This window comes from Streptomyces sp. LUP30 (genome assembly GCF_001746365.1).
GTDB lineage: Bacteria > Actinomycetota > Actinomycetes > Streptomycetales > Streptomycetaceae > Streptomyces.
On record NZ_MJAJ01000028.1, the window covers coordinates 87,392 to 104,700 of the forward strand.

Sequence of the window (17,309 nt, forward strand, 5' to 3'; positions counted from 1 at the left end):
GGGGCGTTGTGCGCTCGTGCCGTCGATCCCCGGGTGACGAGCGCGCGAAGCAGAGGGGGAGCGGTGGCGGCAGAGGGTGACGGCTGGGCCGGTATGGGCTGGGACTGGACGGATGCCGACGACATCCGTCGACGCCTCGCCGCAGGAGCCGATCCGGACAGGTGGAGCGGGGGTAGGCCCCTGCATCGGGCAGCGGTGTTCGGCTCTCCGGAGGCCGTCGCGGAGCTGGCCCGTCGGGTTGCGGATGTGGATGCGCTGGAGAACGGGGTGACGGCCCTGTGGGAAGCCGTCATGTCCCGGAGGCCGGAGAACGCACGAGCGCTCGCCGCTGCCGGGGCCGATCCCTGGCGGCTGTCGCTCGGCGGCTGGTCACCGGGGCGGCTGAGCCTGGCCGGACCGACGCCCGAGCTGTTCCCGGTGCGGGAAGGGGCGACCCTGACCGACACCGAGCGTGCGGCAGCGCAGGAGGCCCATCGGCTCACCACAGCACTGGGCGAGTTCGACTACGACGGCACGGGCCTGGCCTGCGTGGCGGGCATCGACGCGGCCGAGGCGGTGCGCCGTCTGCTGGCGACGCCAGTGGACGACGAACTCATCGATGAGCTGCTGGAGGATCCCTACGGGTACGACATGGACGAGAGCTTGCAGATCATCGGCGTGACGTCCGTGCCGGGCGGCTGCGTGGTCACCCAGCCTTGGGGATACGCACCGCAGATGCCGGGCGTCCTGGCCCGGTTGTCCGCCGGCACCCTCTGCTACGGCTTCTACGCCAATCCCAAGAGCGGCAACCAGGGCAGCATCGCACGTCATGGAACGATCGAGGGCTCAGACCTGCACCCCGGCGGAGAACCGGACGAGAACGACACCCCCGCGGAGGTACTGGCCTCCTACCTCTACCAGCACAACGCCGTCGCCTACGCCTGCGCCTTCACAGGACTGCGCCCGGCCGGCAGGCGCGCCGTGACCGGGCCGCCCGATGTGTGGGTCGAACTGCCCCGCCGCGACTACTGGAGTCACTGACCCAGAGGAGAGCTGTCATGACTGTGGTGGAACTGCCGAGGCCCGCCCGCCCCGAGCGCGCGCGGCTCTTTCCCGACCAGGCGGAGGCGGTCAAGGGGCTGGCACGGCATCTGCGGCGCGTGGGAACGCGGGGTCTGTTCGTGTCGGCGACGGGGACCGGCAAGACGCTGGTGTCGATCCGCACAGCGGACGAACTCGGCGCGCGGCTGGTGCTGTTCGTGGTCCCCACCCTTGACCTGGCGGCCCAGACGGCCCTGGCGTGGCGCCGGGACGGCCACGGCGAGCACATGGTGATCGTCTCCTCCCTCGATGCCGCGGGGCGCGACGATCTGGTCGCGGCCCGCGTCATGTCGACCACTGACCCGCACGCGCTGGGCGGGCTGATGTCGGTGGTGGGGGAGGGCGAGGACCAGATCCCGGCACTGACGGTGATCTGCACCTACGACTCCCTGAACAAGATCGAGGAAACGCAGAACACGGCCTACGCGGTGCCGCCGTTCGACCTCGCGGTCATGGACGAGGCACACCGGATCGCCGGCCGCACCGACAAGAAGTGGGCCGCCGTCAACGACGCCAAGCGCATCCGCGCCGAGCGCCGCCTCTACATGACCGCCACCCCCCGCATCTTCGCCGCCCCGGAACTGGCCGAGTCCGCCGACACCACCCGCCCGCGCCGCCGTCCCCCGGCCGGCGCGGACGCGGAGGCGCTCGCCAACTCCATGGACAACGAAGCCGTCTACGGCAAGAAGGTCTTCGAGTACCCCCTCGCCCAGGCCATCGAGGACGGCCGGGCCGCGGACTACCGCATCGTGGTCCCCACCCTCACCGACACCGACCTGCGCCACCGCCTCAACCTGCCCGCCTCCGGCACCACTTCCGGCGGCGACAGCGGCGAGGAGGCGGACGGCACGCTGCGCACCACCGCCCTGCACCTCGCCGTCCTGCGCGCCATGACCGAACACAGGCTGAAGAAAGTCCTCGTCTACTTCAACCTCGTCTCCGACGCCCGCCTCTTCGCCCGCGAACTCCCGCACACCCTGCGCCTGCTGACCAAAACCAGCCCCGGCCTCGTTCCCGACATCACCCCGAAGCTGTTCTTCGCCCACGGCGAGCACACCCCCGCCCAGCGCGCCAGCACCTTCGCGGCCTTCGCCGCCGCCGACTGCGCGATCCTCGCCAACTCCCGCCTGATCTCCGAAGGCGTCGACATCCCCAGCGTCGACGCGATCGTCTTCGCCGACCCCACCCGCAGCGTCATCCGCTGCGTCCAGGCCCTCGGCCGCGCCCTGCGCCTGGACGTGTCCGGCAAGACCGCCTCACTGATCGTCCCCGTCTACATCCCGCCCGGCGCCGAAGCTGACAACATCCTCGCCACTGCCTACGAACCCGTCTGGGCGATCGCCTGCGCGCTGGCCAGCCACGACCACCGCATCCTCGAACGCCTCCCCGACAAGGCCAACCGGCTCCCGCGCGAGACCAGCGACGTCATCGAACGCCGCTGGCACTTCGACTTCACCGTCCACCCCGAACGCATCGCCCAGGCGATGGACCTGGTCTCCTTCGACCCGCGCGAGGCGTCCGTCTCCCGCTCCCGCCGCCTCGGCCTCGCCGCTGCCCGCTCCTACCGCGACGAGTACGGCCACCTCGACGTTCCCCCCGCCTACACCGCCCCCACCGGCTACCGGCTCGGCACCTTCATCACCACCATGCGCGACGCCCGGACAGCTGGCCGCCTCGAAGCCGACGCTGACTGGATCGCCGAGCTCGACGCGCTCGGCATGATCTGGGACAAGCACGACGCCGCCTGGCGCGCCCGCCTGGCCGCGGCCGCCGACTACCACCGCGCCCACGGTCACCTCGCCGCCCCCGCCACCACCCCCGTCGGCGCCTGGCTCGCCGACCAACGCCACCTCGCCGCCAAGAGCGAACTGGCCACGGCACGCGCAGACGCCCTCACCGCCCTTGCCCCCGACTGGCGCCTGCCGCACGGAGCGGACTGGCACCGCAAATACCACCTCCTGCGCGCCCACCTTGCCACCGGCGCCGACCCCGCCACCCTCACCCGCGACACCCAGCTCGCCGGCGTGAAGATCGGCTCCTGGCTGGGTCGCCAGCTCACCACCTGGTCGGCGCTCGCCGACGGCCAGCAGCAGCTGATGACCGCGCTCGGCCTCACCCCGGAGGCCAACCCGCTGGCTCCCGCCCGTCGTACCCGCCGAACGTTCGAGGAGACCGTCCAGCTGCTGGAGCTCTTCCTGCACCGCGAGGGCCGTATCCCTGCCGCCCGTGAGACGGTTCGCGTCGACGGGGACACCGTCAAGCTCGGCGCCTGGCTCGCCAAGGCCCGCACCAAGCACCGCGCCCGTCAGCTCCCCGACCGTCACGTACGCCTGGTCGCCGCCCTGTTCGAGGGGGACTGGACCGCCGAGGACGCCGTGCCAGCCGTTCTGGTGTAGACGCCCGCCGGCTCGTATGCGGGGTGGGACTGGGTGTTTGGACTGCGCGGATGCCGCTGCTGGCCCGCGCGGCAGGCCAGCTCGCGGACCATGAAGGCGATGAGGCATGTCGGAAGCGGGGCTTGACCCCCCGATCCACACGATCGGCGTAGGTGCGCCGTGGACAGACGGGGCCCACGGCCTCACCGTGGGCCCCGCCGAACACCGTCTACGAAGCGCGGAGATACGGCTCGCTCGCCCCAGGGGCCAGCTTCTCAGCCAACTTCACGTAGGCGGCCTGTTCGATCATCTGCACCTGGAGCCGCGCCGGCGGGGCGAACCTCCGCCAGGCGGCGATCCAGCAGGTGAGGTCCCTTACCCCGCACGCCTCCAGGAAGTGCGCGTACCTATCGAAACGAGGAAGCGTCGCCCTGTCGGGACGGAGCATGTCTCCGATCGTGGACTTCTTGAGCTCACCTCCGGTCTTCTCCTCCAACTCCCGGTAGGACGGCCGCATGGCCCAGCTGTGCACCTCGCGCAGCTTCCGTAGCAGGTCCATAGCGGACGTCGCCGTCAACGGGTCAGGCAGGGCGGCGTCGATGACGTGCTTCGCCTTGATGTCGCTCGTCCGCCTCCGCGGCCCCTGCTCGGTGAAGAGCACGATGTACCAGAAGTCGATCGGAGAATCAGGCGCGATCCCCAGCAGGGCCCGGAGCGCCAGGAAGGTCGCCGGGTCGGGAATCGCCTCCGCCGTGAGGTAGCTCCCCAGGACCGTGGGGGTGACGTTCAGCTGTTTGGCCAGCTCCGCCCTACCGAAGCCGGATTTGCGATAAGCGTTGATCAGGGTCCGCCGCACGACGTCCCTGGCGTCAAGCTTGACCACGGTGTCGGACCTCCTTGCAGCCGCGCAGGAACCCGCCGATGGCATCGACGAGCACGGCCGCGAGCACTGCGGCGATACTTTCGATGGCGTGGCCGTGCAGAGTCCCCCACACGAGGGTGAGGGCCGCGAGCAGCGCTAGCAGCGCCCGGAACAGGCCGATGCCGCGGACGAAGCTGAGGCCGTCGGCGCGGGCGCCGTCGCCGGAGAGACCGAAGCTGCGGGGGACGCCGGGGAGGATGACGCAGCCGGGCCCGCAGAAGCGCAGGCCAGACCGCAGCTCGAAGTGGATGTACATCTGAGCCCCATTTTCTTAGGTGCCGGTACTTGGAGTGCTTGGAGGTGTTCGGGTGGAGCAACGAGGGGCCGTGAACCCGTCGGCGCTTGCGCGCAGAACGAGCATGCCTGCTGGGGGCGGACGGGCCAAATTCCCTCAGACGCACCCGAATTGGCGAAATGCTTGGTTCCGCCCCGCCATTCGAGCAGGATTTTCGAGAGAACGCTCAGCTAGGGCCGTCCGGGCCTGTCCAGGGCTTATGACTTCCAGCTCGCTCATGTCGACTGTCCGTCCGAAAGTGTCCGAGAGTTTTGACTTCGGAATGGCCTAGGCCGCATCCTCGGGTTCATGAGCCGTCCGGTGCTTGGAGGGCTTTGGGTCGGGCCGTGAACCCGATCTGTGTGACCCAGATCACACGTCATGTCAGGCCCGCGCTTTCAGTGCGGGCCTTACGTGTGTGGGGACGCGCCACGGCAGGGAGTCGGCCACCGACCGCTCCTCCTGCGCTCAACTCGAGCCAGCAGAAAGGAATGAACAGGTCGGATGCGTCTCCCCTGGGCCGTTCCCGGCCGATAATCACGCTGTGGCTGTCTATCCGAAGACCACGGAGACCAACGTTCGGCTCCCGTCGTGCGCCTTTGATGCGCTGACCGCGGTCATGGCCAGACACGGCACCTCGCGGGATGCGATCGTGCGCCGGCTCCTGGCCGAGCACGTCGAGCGGCAGGAGCAGACGAACCCCGACGACAGGCTGACCCACGTCTCCACCGTGCTGCGCTATCCGCCGCCGCCGCGCTGGCGAAAGGATCCCCGCCAGGACCGGCCCCTACGACTGCGGGCCAGCCCCGACCTGCTGGAGAGGGCCCGCGGGGTCTCGCTGGTACTGCCAGGGCAGTACCAGCGCGCCTTCCGTGACTACCAGAGCCGGGCACTGACCGACGCCGTGATGACCGCCATCTGCGTCGACGAACCGTTCACGGACGAGTTCCTGAATGGGCTGCTTCCCCTCCTGCACCACCGCGCTGCCCGTAACCTGTGGAGGCTGGCGACCGCCGGGCTCTGTACCGGTCCGGAGCGCGCACTGCTGGAGGCCGCTGTTGCGGTGCGTGAAACGACAGCCGGGACACCCGAAACCGCGCTGGACCCAGACACGCGGCACCTGCTGGCGGTTGTGAACGCCCTCGAGAAGGACGTGGCCTGGCACTCCCCGGCCCGCTTTCAGGTCGCGGCCAATATCGCCCGCGAACTGCTCACTGGTCCGCAGGCCGAGGCCAACGAGCGGCTGCTGCAGGAGGAGGGCGAGGACTGGGACGATCTGTACCTGGACACCCTCTACGCCGACGAGGACCGTCAGGATCACCTGCAGCAGGGAACGACGAGCTACGACTGGAGCGGGCGCGGCGGGGGAGCGGTATGGCGGGCCGAGCGCCAGGTCAGCCTGGACAAACTCGGGGACTGGCTCACCGCCCGCATCCAGACGGACGCGGACCAGTACGTGGTCCGTCCGCCCGGCTGGGTGCTGGCCCGCCCGCCGGGCTGGCACGCGCTCGTCCCCGATCCCACACACCCCGGCCGGCTGCCGCAGCCGTACGCGACATGGACGGACGAGGGCCGCGCCCTGGCCTTCCCCTACCGCAACAAGCAGGCCGTGTGGCCACTCCAGCACCAGCCCAATGGGCCGGGCTTCGAACCCGTGCCTGGCGCGGAAGCACTCCTCGCCCCCGCGACCGGCCTGAAGCCCGAGCAGCTCCTGAGCTACATCGAGGCCCTGCTCGTCGACTGGAACCACCAGTTCGACACCGAAGACGACCCCGACCTCCGCCTCGCCCTGGACGTCCCCGTGGGCCCCGCCTACGACTTCGGCCTCATCAGCGACGAGGAACGCTGGCGCGCCATGGCCGAGGCACGCACGGCGACCCTGGACAGCATGGACGAAGTCATCGCCCTCCTCACCGATGGCGATTGCGACGAGGAGGATCTGCAGTACCTACGACAAGCGCGTGGCAACGTCCGCCAGTTCACGCACGCGGCCGCCCGCCTCGACTCGTCGATCGGGGCGCGGTTCCGGGTACACAAGGCGACCTGGCGATGGCCCGGACTGTCGGTGGCCGACGAGTTCCTCGCCGGAACCTCCACCGACCTGGTGCAGTGGCTGGCCACCGTCGCCCACGCACGCAGCTCCCTGATCACACAGCAATCCATGCAACAGGCATGGACCTACGCCTTCGACCGCTACGCCCCCCGAGCCCGCAGCGCCCGACGCCGTATGTGACACCCACCGATACAACACCGAAGAGCCCCCGCCGTAGAACTGGATGCAGGCCGAGCAGAAAGCGCCCGGATTCCCGACATCCCGCGTACCGCACTCGTACGCCCGCCCGAGGGGGAAACCTTCGATGCACAACCCGAACCGACCGCTGATCTCGTCCGCTGCCACCGGCATCAGCGGCATCGTCCTGGCCCTGATCGGCGCTCCGTGGTGGCTGACCGCCCTGGCCTTCACCTGCTTCGCCCTCGCCCTGCTCGTCACCGCCATCCAGTCGGTCTTCCCCCAGGAATCCGCCCACCGGCTGGCCTGGTGGCGTGCCCGCTGGAACCATCAGCAGCGGCGCGGCACCCGCCCCCCGGCCCCTCAGACCACACGGCAGGCCCCCGTCCCGGGCCTCGATGCCCCTGACCACCATGGCGAGTGACCGTCCACCCGTCGGACGCCGAGCAGGCCGGCCCCAGTCCTGCTGTTCCGCACGCCGCTGCACGGCTGGCGGGACGCTGCTGGCGGCCAGCGCGCGGGGAGGACCGACAGGTCGGACAGGCGGCCACCGCGTATTGGCGATACCCGGTCCGTCGGTGCTGGCCGGAGGGTTACGGTGCTGCGGTGAGCGACGGGGTGGGGGTGCCGGTCGGCGCTAGCGGGTTGCCGGAGGTCGACGATGCCCTGGCCGCCGCTCTTGAAGCACAGGGCGAAGCGGGCGTACGGGCGTTGGGGCTGCTGCGGGATGCGCACCAGGTGCTGGCCGGGGAGAGGTTCGTACGGCCGGCGGAGGTGGCCGCGGCTTGTGTGCGCTCTGCGGCGGACGCGCTGCTGAGCCTGCCTGGCTCCCCGACCACGGCGGGCCTGAAGCCCGCAGCGCAGGGCCTGCTGGCCGCCGTGGACGCCTTCCCGTCGTCAGCCGTCGCCGAGGACTCCTCGCCCGGCAAGCCGGCCGCCTTGGCCGACACCCCCGACGCCAACCTCGGGGCCTCACAGGGCCCGCCGACTGCGGCGCGCGCCGGATGGGAGCGGGTGTCGACGGCGACCGAGGTGCTACGCAGCGAACTGCAACGCCCAGGTGGCTTCCACCGGGCGCGGGCCCGCGGCATCGTTGAGCGGCTGACCGGTGCCACGCTCGGCGCGGCGCAGGAGACCGCCCTGGACGTGTGGGGAGCCGTCTACGGAGTGGCGTCGGGCATCCTGCACGGCGGCACCGCCGGTCCTGGCGAGGCGGTCCAGCTGTACACCGAAATCCTCGGCGCGGCGCGCGAGTTGCTGGTTCCGCTCGCGGATAGGGCGGCCCGCGTCCTCGAATTCGCCGCCCTGCAGCAGCCGGGCGCCGCCGAGGCTGCCGAGCTCGCCCGCTGGGCGGATCCGCGCGCCACCGACTACTTCTTCCGCCGCGGCCCGGCGACGGCCTGGCTGGAGGTTCTGCAGGCGCACGCACCGCACCTGCTGATGCCGGACGGAGCGGTGGGCGGACGGTGGCCGGCCGCCCCGTTCATCGACCACGTCGCCCAGCAAGACCCGAATACCGTCCGAGCGTGGCTGGCCGCACCGACCGACGATGACCCCGCGGCCGCACGCGTGCAACAGATCGCCGCAGCCGGACGGCCGGCCCTGGATGCGCTGCTTGGTCTGGCCATGCGCCACCGGGACGTCGTCGACCCCAGCCAGATACGCGCCGTCCTCGCCGACCCCGGCGTACGGGACAGCGGCGGCGCGGCTGTAGGTACGACGCTGCGCCTGGCCGCGAGATGGGTGCGCGTCATCCCGCGCACCGAGCGGAAACGCGAGTGGATTCTCGTGGCCGAGGCACTGCTGGCCGACGCGGTCGAGGACGAGCACGCCGGCCACCAGTCGCTGCGGGCGGTCGCCGAGCGCATGGCCGCCGCCGAGGCCCAGGCCGCCGACGCCCTGGCCGACGGCGGGGACGCCGCCGCAGCCGAAGCGCTGGTCGCGGCTGCGCTGGTGCATGAGGAGGAAATGCGGGAGCTGATCGCCGAGGAGGCGTCCGCGCGGCTGCCTGGTCACGAGGTCGCGGTGCTGCTGCGCGAACTCGCCTGCACCGCCTACCCGGCAGGCCGCGGCGCCGCCGCGCATCCGAACATCCGCATGATCCGGGCCGCGCTGGCCAGCCTGCTCGCCCGGGACACCGAGCTGGTGCCCGCCGCCCGCCCGCTTGTCTACGGCGCCGACTTCGACCAGGTGAACGCCCGGGACTCGGCTGCGTACGGCGGGCCGCGGCTCGCGCGCACCGTACGCGACCTCGCCGCAGCGGATGCGGACGCCGGCGTACACCTGGCCGAGCGCACCCGCCGGCTGACCCGGGTGGCCGCGGTCGACGGCCGGCTGCACGACCGGCTGCTCGCCACGCACCTGGCCGGCCGCCCGCCAGCCGACTGCGCGGTGCCCGCCGATGGGCTGGACAGGCAGGAGTGGTGGGAGCAGGCCGTGTTGCTCGCCGCGCGCCTGGTGGCCGACGAGCCCGCGCCGGAGACGGCCCGCCTCGTCGACCTCGTGCTCGGCACCTGCCCGCCCGAGCGCGCCGCGCAGCTGGAAGCGGACGTCCGCACTGCGCTCGGCACCCCGCCGCCGGCTGCCCTGGTGGCCGAGGTCCTGCCCGACGACGCCGAGCAGGCCGACGGGAGGGCCGAGCCGCTCGCCTCGTGGTTGCGAGTGTGGGACTGGTCGCCCGTTCTGCCCGCGCGACTGCTGGCCGGCTGGGAGCCGGTATTCGACGCAGTACGCCGCCTGGAGCCCGCTGGCCCGTCCGGCCCGCGCACCGTGCCCATACGGGAACCGGTCAAGGCGACCACGGTGCTGGACGCCGAGGACCTGGCCGAGGTGGCAGCCGCCCGCGGACCGGCGGCGGCAGCGACCGCTCTGGCCGCCGCCAAGGACGTCGGCGCCGACGGCTACGCGGTGGTCCTTCACCGCCTCGTCGCCGCCGACCCGGCCGCCTGGACGGCCGACGTGCCTGCCGTCTTGGCCGCCCTGCAGCTGCCGGAACTCGGCGCGTTCTACCTTGCCGCGGCCGCCATCCTCGCCGACCGGCCCGGCGTTCTCTCCGACGGCGCCCTTGCGGCCGCTGCCACCGCGGTTCTCGACGTGCGCCGCCGCCTCGACGAGACAGCCCCCGCCAGCAGTGCTGCGGCCGCCGAGGACCGGTCCGCCGCAGGGTCCTTCGCCGACCAGGCACTGTTCGACCTGATCACCACCGTGTGGCGCACCGACACCGCCCTTCCCGGCGATCAGGAAAGGACGATCTTGGCCCGTCTGCACGTGCTGGCCGCTCCGCTGACCCGCCCCGCCGCCGCCCAGGCCCCGGACACCCCCGGCGACGTCTCCGGCCCGGCCGACAGAAGAGCGGACGCGCCGCTGCTGGGCTCGGACCCGTCCGTGCGGGCGCTGGGAAGCATGCTCGAGTACGCCGTCCACCAGGCCCGCACGCAAGGAGAGATGCTCGCCGACGTCCTTCAGGCGGTGTCCGGCGCGCTCGCCGCGTGCGGGGACCAGGACGCGGTGGCCACCGCAATCGGAGTGCACCTGCCCGCCCTGCACCGGTACGCCCCCGCCTTCACCGCCGCACACCGCACCGCGCTGTACGCTCTCGCGCCCGGCAGGCACTCGCCAGCCGCCTCCTGGCTGCGCTGGGGCGCGACCGACCGAGAGATCCTCGCCGCCCTGAAGCGCTCCGAGCTTCTTGCCGCGCTGCGCGACGCCCGCCCCGGCGCCGCCTCCCACACGGCGGCCGCGCTCCTGGCAGCCCCGGCCCTCCTCGGCGATCTCGCCACCTTCTGGGCCGAGTTGGCCACCGGCGCCGGGGGAGTGGAAGCAACCGTTCTGCTGCTGGCCGCGATCGCCTCCCGCACCCCGCGCACCGACGATCCCATCCCGCCCGACGCCTCCGGCCGACTCGCCGCAGCGGCCGACCACTGGCGCGCCGCGCTCGCGGCCGGCTGCCGCCCGGGGCCCTCGCCGGCGCGGGCGCCCTCGCGGACGCCGGCCTCGATGAGGACCTGTGGCTGTCCCTGATGCGGGCCAGCGCCGAGCACACCCCCACCCTGACGGACGCCGACCTCGTCGCCGAACGCGCCGCCCGCCACCCGGACAGCGCGGACGCGCTCGTCCTGACCGCACACCTGGTCACCCATCCCGCCGGGAGCGGGCAGAACGCAGCCGTACGACGTCACGCCCGCGCCCTGCTGGACGCCGCAACGGCCCTCCCACAGGACGAGCGCCCCTCCGAGGTACAGAAGCTGAGTAGGGCGCTGGTCAACGCAGGCGACATTGATGCCGCCACCCGCGGGTGAGTCACCCGGCCCTCGCACCCGGCCTATACGGCTGCAGCCGTTCAGCACCTGGACGGCCTCACAGGCGCCCTGGTTGTCGGAACCATGCGCGCGAACCGTAGGCACGGCCGGGCTAGCGTTGCGGGCTACTCGGCGCCTACCGCCCAGAGCGCACCCCGCGTACGGCATGGGGCAGGCCCCGTCTATTGCACTTTCTGACAGGAGAGAGCTCTCGGAACCTGCCAGGAGTCAGGGCGGAAACCTCATAGGGGCGGGCGCCGGTGCGGTGATAGGGGGTACGCCTTCCCCGAGAGTTGTATCGCAGCGAGCTAGAGCTGCACGTTTTCGGCGCGGATTCCTGTACGGAAACGCTGCGAAATCCTACGCAGATTATCGGGCACTCGCCGCACACAATCTTGTCCCCAAAGTCCTCTGAGCTGCGTAGACGCGCTTTGTATGCCAGCCAGAGGGGTGCGATGGTCTCTCCCGGCGCAACTCGGTGCCACTGAGCAAGGGGGAGACAAATACGCCATCATCGGGGCGGCCATCACCGGCGGTTGCACCGTCATCGCCGCGAACATCACGGCGCGACGACGAGGTTCGGGGGAGGATGCGCCGTGAGGTGACGTGACGCGAATCCGTAGCTCTGGCCGCGTCACGTCACCTCGTGGAGAGGCGACCGAAGAGGCTGCGTCCGGCCGGTCGCAGCCGGAAGGTGGCGGTTGGCCTCGGTGTAGAGGTACTCCCGGGTGACGCCCAGGAACGGCCTAGACAGCATGCGGGCAGGCTCGGCGGGGGCGTCGATGTCCAGGCCGTCGACGAGGCGCCTGCCGTCCTCGAGGAGCTACTGCGCGGCATCCAGTACGGTCGAGGTCAGCGCAGCGCCGAGGTCGTCCTCGGTTTCCGCCTTCCTTCCCTGGCCTGGCCACCCCCGGGGCCCGGCACGGGCGACGAGCCTGCCACCCGTGCGGCTCCCTGCCATCCGACGACCTGCTGCCGACTTCGTACCGCCCGCTCCACCTTCGCCCGTAAGGCCGCGAAATGTCAGTGCTGAGCCGTAGCGTCGACCTATGAACTTCCAGTACATACCGCCAGTTCCGGCAGAGCAGATCCGTCAGTTGCCCACGCGGGACGTCGCCCTCCTGCTTCTGCGGCATCTCGCCGGCAGCACCGGATACCTGCAGTACGTGGGCACCATGAGCTCGGCTGGGCAGGCGTTCCAGGCAGAGCCGGATACGGACGCGCTCGTGAACCGCCTGTCCGATGCCTGGTGCTGGCTGGAGGCGCAGGCGCTGCTGACTCGCGAGCCCAGCCAGTCCGAGGCGTTCCGCCGGATCTCCTGCGACGGTGTGGACCTGGCGAAGGACCCTCAGGGCATCACGAGGTTCGAGGCCCGCGAACGGCTCTCCGGCCCGCTCCACCGCGACCTGGAAGGCACGGTGCGCACCAACTTCGACCGGGGTGACTACGAGACGGCGTCCTTCGCCGCGATGAAGGCGGTCGAGGTCGCCGTCCGCGACGCCTCCGGACTCGACAACTCCCTGGTCGGAGTGAAGCTGATGCGCGAAGCGTTCCGGCCCCACGAGAACGGCAAGACCGGCGGCACGCTCGCCGACGCGGAAGCCGAGGGCGGCGAACAGGCGGCCACCGCCAACCTGTTCGCCGGCGCCATGGGCGCCTACAAGAACCCTGCCAGCCACCGCACCGTCGACTTCGACGACCCGATCGAGGCGGCAGAGATCATCCAGTTCGCCGACCTGCTGCTGCGCCAGGTCGAGCGCGCCAAGCGCCGCCGGACGGCGCCAACGACATAGACCCATACACGGTGCCGGGGCGGGGCCTGGGCGCCCGGCCCGGTCGAAGTGTCACCCTACAAGCAGGGGTGCGACGGCCTGCAGGAAGCCCGCCTCCTGCCCGCCTCTGGAGGCGTCCCAAAGGAGCCGGCCGACACCGGTATCCTCCAGCTTCACGTCCTGCGGCCGAGGATTCCGCTGCTCCTCCGGACGATCTGTTCCGCCAGGCGGGCAGCGGACGTAAGGACTCAGCGGCCTGCCGCATGACCCGCCTCCTCCGCCTTCCGGGCGTCCTGCGCAATGCTTTCCCTACGGGCCCAGTCGAAGGCCTGCATGCAACGGAGCGTCAATGCCCGTTCCACCAGCTCAGCAGCAGATGAAGGGTCGTCCGCTGCCGTGACCTGCTGAACGTCACAGAACCGATTGAGCGACGTGACATACACCCACGACACCCACCGCGCGCCCTCATCCGGGGCCGGAACCATCCGGCCATGCCCGATGACTGGAGGCGTGAGGGAACCAGAACTGCCGCTGGAGGGAGCACGCAGGGCGTCCTGGAACCACGCCTCTGTGGTCTCCCCGACGTAGATCGCCCGCACAACGCCGTCCGTCACCTCCGTAGGCAGGTCATGTGTCTGGGCGTGCGGAAGCGGCCGACGCCGCCAAAGGGGCACCCAGCTCTCGCGCGGGCCCTCGCAGTAGACCTCCGCAACCCGGCAGGCCACCTGCAAGTTGGCGTACAGATGCCGGTCCGCTGTGTGTGCCGCATCCCGGCGGAGGGCCGTCGTGGCGAGCGCCTCGCTGTGTGTGCCGGCGTTGTACTGCCGCGTCACGGCCCTGGCCCGAACGGCCTGGGCTCGAGCTTCGTCGACGATCTGCTGCGCCTGACCGCGTGCCTCCTCCAAGAGGGCCTCGGCTTGCCTACGAGCCTCCTCCTGGATCTCCCGGGCATCGAGTTGTAGCTGCTCTGCCTGGCAGAGCAGCCTCGCGACCGTACGGCGCATCTTCTCAAGGCCCTGCACGGAGTCCGCCCGTTCACGTCGGATCGTCCGCCGTGCTTCGGCGAGCAGATCCTCGGCCGTGCGCCGGGCCTGCTCGGTGATCTGCCGCGCCTGCGCCCGGGCACAAGCGGCCACGTCCAGGGATTCCAGGACCGTGGCCCACATCCCGAAGTCCTCGTGGGTCAGGGAGGGGGGCGGGATGGCCGCGCCGGGAACGATGCCGGCCGGATCGGCGGACGTGGTCGGGGCGGCCGGGGTGACCGTGTCGATCTCCTCGAGGGCCTCCTCGGCGCCGGGCACGCTGTGGTCGGCGGCCACGCGCAGCCACCGCTTGGCGGCGACGTAGTTGCCGCGCCTGCGGTAGTCGTGGCCCAGCGCATACGCCTCGTGGCCCAGCACCGCGGCATCCGCCTGCGCCCGCAGCCGGTCCTGCTCGTGCGCGGTACGGCCCTTCAGCCGCCGCATCACGGCGGCGAAGCCGTCCGCCTTCTCGGCCGGGCTCAGGGAGAGTGGCTCGTGCCGCTCACCGTCGTGGTCCTGTCCGAAGTTCACCGGTGCCCCTCCTTCGCCGTCCCGGCGGTCTCATAACCGTCCATCCGCAGCGACTGCCGCAGCTTGCGCAACGCCGTCTTCAAGATCTTCTTCATGTTGTCGATGCCGACCCCCAGGACCTCGGCGCATTCCTTCACCGGCAGATCGGCCCCGTACCGCAGCATCAGAGCCTGCTGCTCGCGCTCGTCCAGCCTGGCCAGCGCCGCTCCGAGGTCGACGCGATGGGCGACGTCTGTACCGAGATCGACGTGCTGGACGACGTCCGCGAGGTCGGCGAGGTCGTTGGCCTCTACGGTCAGGACCCGCCCGCTGCGGCGGAGATGATCGGTCAGGCGGCAGCGAGCGATCTGATACAGCGTCGCCACCGGCTTGGGATGCTCGGGGTTCCGCGGCCACCAGGCGAAGAACTCCTCGAAGACCTGGCCGAGGATCTCCAAGCCGTCGTCCCGGCCGGCCTTGCCGGCCAGGAACCCCAGCACTTTGTCCACGTGCGCCTCGTAGAAGGCGGCGAGCGCCGCCTCGTCGATCTCCGGGATGCCGGTGATCTCCCCGCAGGGCCCGGCCGCCTCCCGGCCGAGCCCCGCTCCTGAGTGGTCCTGCACGGTCACCGGCGCCGCCTTGCCGCGACCGGCCGCCCGCCCACCCGCGCACCGCGCCCGGCGGACACTTCCCGGCGCGGCGCACCGGCGGACCCGGTGCCCGTCAGCGACCACACCCCCGCCCCGCCGCGGTGCACCTGGACCCCTTGCTCGCCCTGGGCGACCTCGGCCACCATCTCGGCCAGCAGCTCCTGCTCGCGCTCGCGCCGCTTCTCGCGGGCCAGCTGCACCCGCCTCCACTCGCGCGCCCCGATGACGACCATCGTGACCAGGAGTTTCATCACCTCCTCGGGCACCAGCATCTCCTGCACCTTCTGCACCGCCCCGTTCCTCGACTCCCGTGACCTTCCACCGTGTTCATCGAACGAGCGGCCCACGACGGGTACCGGAAAATCCAAGATCTTCTATGCGGCCCGGTGCCGGCCCCGCAGACCCGCCCGTCCGTCCACGGCTGCGGTCTGCTCGCGCAGCCGTTCACGCCTCCATGAGGGGCCGGGGTCCGCCCGCGTCGGGACACCAGCCGTTGTCCGCAAGGCGACAGGCGGTATTCAGCCGCGCCCGCGTCGCTTGGGGCGCCGAAGCCTCCGGGCCTCGGACCGAGAAGGCGGTACGGCCTGGAACTTTGCCTGCACGAGCTGTACAGAGCCGTCACCGGATATGAAGATCCCGTCGATCTCGGTGTCGGGGACGAGACCGTTGCGCCGCGCGGAGCCGAACAACTGCTTGTGGAAGTCAGCGAGGACATCGGTGCGCTGGGAGACAGGCTTAAGAGATCTGACCGTCAAGGTCGGCCAGACGCCATCTGCGTCGGGCGGGCCGGAGGCTGCCTGCAGGACACGGACGAAATCGCCGTACTTCCTCGTGTCGCGGCCGGCCTCGCGCGCCCGCCGTCCCGGGTCACGCGGCTGCAGACTCTCCCCGGCAGTCGCGGCCCGATCCGTACGGGCGTGCTTCCACGCCTGCTTCCAATGCCCCAGCGTGCGTTCGCCGGCGACTCCACAGCCCCGCAGGAACGCTTCGCAGTGCTTCCAGGCGGGCAGTTTGATCTTCCGGTTGGCGATGCCCCAGAGGGTCCCGAGGGGAAGCAGGAACACCTGACTCTCACAGGCAGTTCCCGCGGGCTGCGGGACCGTTCCGGCGCGCTGCTGGACTGTGCGCAGCGGCGGGGCCCCGATGGCCTCGTAGACGGCCGCGAGCGCGGCGGTGAACTCCCGACGGGTGCGGATGTTGTGCACCGCGGGCGCCCGGAGCTGGTGCAGGATGCCACGGCCCTTGGCCCGGGCCCGCGCCCACAGAAGCAGCGCCTTGCGCTCCTCCTGCGGCGTGGCGCCGCAGCCGCGTACGTAGGCCACGACGGTGTTCTGCTTCGGCAGGGAGCGGCAGCCGGCCGCGCGCTTGAGCGTCGCGGCCGAGACAGCCCAATCCGGATTGCCGAGTACCGCGGTGCGCTCGGCGAGTTCGGCGAACGTGAACCCGGCCCGCTGCCGGAGCCCCTCGAGGTACTGCGCCAGCCCAGCGTGGTGCGGGCTGGCGGGCACGGTCTTCACCGGACGCATCTCACCTACCCCCGTCACCGGCGGGCGGCGGCGTTCACGGCGGCCGCGAAGGCCTCCAGCAGGCGGCGGCCACCCCCTCCGACTGCGTACACGGCGGCACCGATCGCCCCGCACCCGGCGAGGAGGACGAGCACGTCGCGCACCGGCATACCGGCGAGGGCGAGCCCCGCGCCGAGCAGCGGGAAGACACTGACACCGAAAGCTTGCGCGGCCCCGACCGGCGCCCGGCCGGGGCGCGCGCGGTAGGGGACGGGTGCCGCTGCGCCCTCACGGATGCTGGACATGACGAAGTACCTCCCTGGCATACGTGCGGGCCGCCGGGCCGTGAAGACGCCGACATCCCGCACGGTGACGTGCTACTGGCCGCAAAAACCGTTGAGCGCACGGAAGTTGACAGCTGCCGTGCCCGGTGACGAGCAGCATGCCACGGCCCGCACCCCCCGTGCGGGCCCTCGGCTCACCGGTGTTCCAGGAACCGCTGACAGACCAAGAACGCTCCACCCCGAGCAGCCGTACACCACTGACCACGCCTGTTGGCCGTCCCACGGAGTCAGATAGCGGTGCCCCGGCTCACGGGTGTTCAAGGTTGCCTTGCCAGGGTGTAGTCAAAGAGGGAAGGCTGGCCATCAACTAACCCCGAGCGTCGGGCC

At 71.3% G+C, this 17,309-nt stretch carries 14 protein-coding genes; 7 read left to right on the top strand and 7 right to left on the bottom strand.

From position 1 onward, the window contains the following. Window positions 1–63: 63 nt before the first annotated feature. Together BG482_RS23065 and BG482_RS23070 are read left to right on the top strand one after the other, a co-directional pair. Entirely contained in the window at window positions 64–1,020 is a 957-nt protein-coding gene (locus BG482_RS23065) for an ankyrin repeat domain-containing protein (protein ID WP_069770995.1), read from the top strand. Between the two features lie 17 nt (window positions 1,021–1,037). Next, window positions 1,038–3,476, top strand: coding sequence for a DEAD/DEAH box helicase (locus BG482_RS23070; protein WP_069770996.1), 2,439 nt, complete (start codon window positions 1,038–1,040; stop codon window positions 3,474–3,476). 208 nt (window positions 3,477–3,684) lie between these two features. On the opposite strand, the gene BG482_RS23075 is transcribed toward BG482_RS23070, so the two are convergent. Together BG482_RS23075 and BG482_RS23080 are read right to left on the bottom strand one after the other, a co-directional pair. After that, on the bottom strand, window positions 3,685–4,338 hold the full coding sequence (locus tag BG482_RS23075) for a hypothetical protein (protein WP_069770997.1): 654 nt from the start codon (window positions 4,336–4,338) through the stop codon (window positions 3,685–3,687). Beyond that, window positions 4,325–4,633, bottom strand: coding sequence for a hypothetical protein (locus BG482_RS23080; RefSeq protein WP_069770998.1), 309 nt, complete (start codon window positions 4,631–4,633; stop codon window positions 4,325–4,327). The genes BG482_RS23075 and BG482_RS23080 overlap by 14 nt, the downstream gene beginning before the upstream one ends. A 562-nt stretch (window positions 4,634–5,195) precedes the next feature. Here BG482_RS23080 and BG482_RS23085 point away from each other — a divergent pair. From BG482_RS23085 to BG482_RS23105, 5 genes are all read left to right on the top strand, one after another. Next, complete coding sequence (locus BG482_RS23085) at window positions 5,196–6,884, top strand: hypothetical protein (RefSeq protein ID WP_141746656.1); 1,689 nt, start codon at window positions 5,196–5,198, stop codon at window positions 6,882–6,884. Window positions 6,885–7,008: 124 nt separating this feature from the next. Then, window positions 7,009–7,305, top strand: a complete 297-nt coding sequence (locus BG482_RS23090) for a hypothetical protein (protein WP_069771000.1) — start codon at window positions 7,009–7,011, stop codon at window positions 7,303–7,305. A 182-nt stretch (window positions 7,306–7,487) separates the two neighbouring features. Further along, complete coding sequence (locus BG482_RS44080; protein WP_256096457.1) at window positions 7,488–10,901, top strand: hypothetical protein; 3,414 nt, start codon at window positions 7,488–7,490, stop codon at window positions 10,899–10,901. Beyond that, a complete protein-coding gene (locus tag BG482_RS45370) occupies window positions 10,901–11,179 on the top strand; it encodes a hypothetical protein (RefSeq protein WP_069771002.1) in 279 nt (92 codons plus the stop codon). Before BG482_RS44080 ends, BG482_RS45370 begins: the two co-directional genes overlap by 1 nt. Before the next feature lie 1,049 nt (window positions 11,180–12,228). Beyond that, entirely contained in the window at window positions 12,229–12,972 is a 744-nt protein-coding gene (locus BG482_RS23105) for a TIGR02391 family protein (protein WP_069771003.1), read from the top strand. A gap of 227 nt (window positions 12,973–13,199) precedes the next feature. Here the strand turns inward: BG482_RS23105 and BG482_RS23110 are convergent, their stop codons facing one another. The 5 genes from BG482_RS23110 to BG482_RS44090 form a co-directional block, all read right to left on the bottom strand. Then, entirely contained in the window at window positions 13,200–14,504 is a 1,305-nt protein-coding gene (locus BG482_RS23110; protein ID WP_069771004.1) for a hypothetical protein, read from the bottom strand. Next, complete coding sequence (locus tag BG482_RS23115; protein WP_069771005.1) at window positions 14,501–15,112, bottom strand: RNA polymerase sigma factor; 612 nt, start codon at window positions 15,110–15,112, stop codon at window positions 14,501–14,503. Before BG482_RS23115 ends, BG482_RS23110 begins: the two co-directional genes overlap by 4 nt. After that, window positions 15,109–15,423, bottom strand: a complete 315-nt coding sequence (locus tag BG482_RS44085; protein ID WP_069771006.1) for a hypothetical protein — start codon at window positions 15,421–15,423, stop codon at window positions 15,109–15,111. Before BG482_RS44085 ends, BG482_RS23115 begins: the two co-directional genes overlap by 4 nt. Window positions 15,424–15,651: 228 nt before the next feature. After that, on the bottom strand, window positions 15,652–16,650 hold the full coding sequence (locus tag BG482_RS23125) for a helix-turn-helix transcriptional regulator (RefSeq protein ID WP_176741444.1): 999 nt from the start codon (window positions 16,648–16,650) through the stop codon (window positions 15,652–15,654). A gap of 23 nt (window positions 16,651–16,673) precedes the next feature. After that, window positions 16,674–16,943 (bottom strand): hypothetical protein, encoded by a 270-nt coding sequence (locus tag BG482_RS44090; protein WP_069771008.1) that lies wholly within the window; start codon window positions 16,941–16,943, stop codon window positions 16,674–16,676. Window positions 16,944–17,309: the final 366 nt, after the last annotated feature.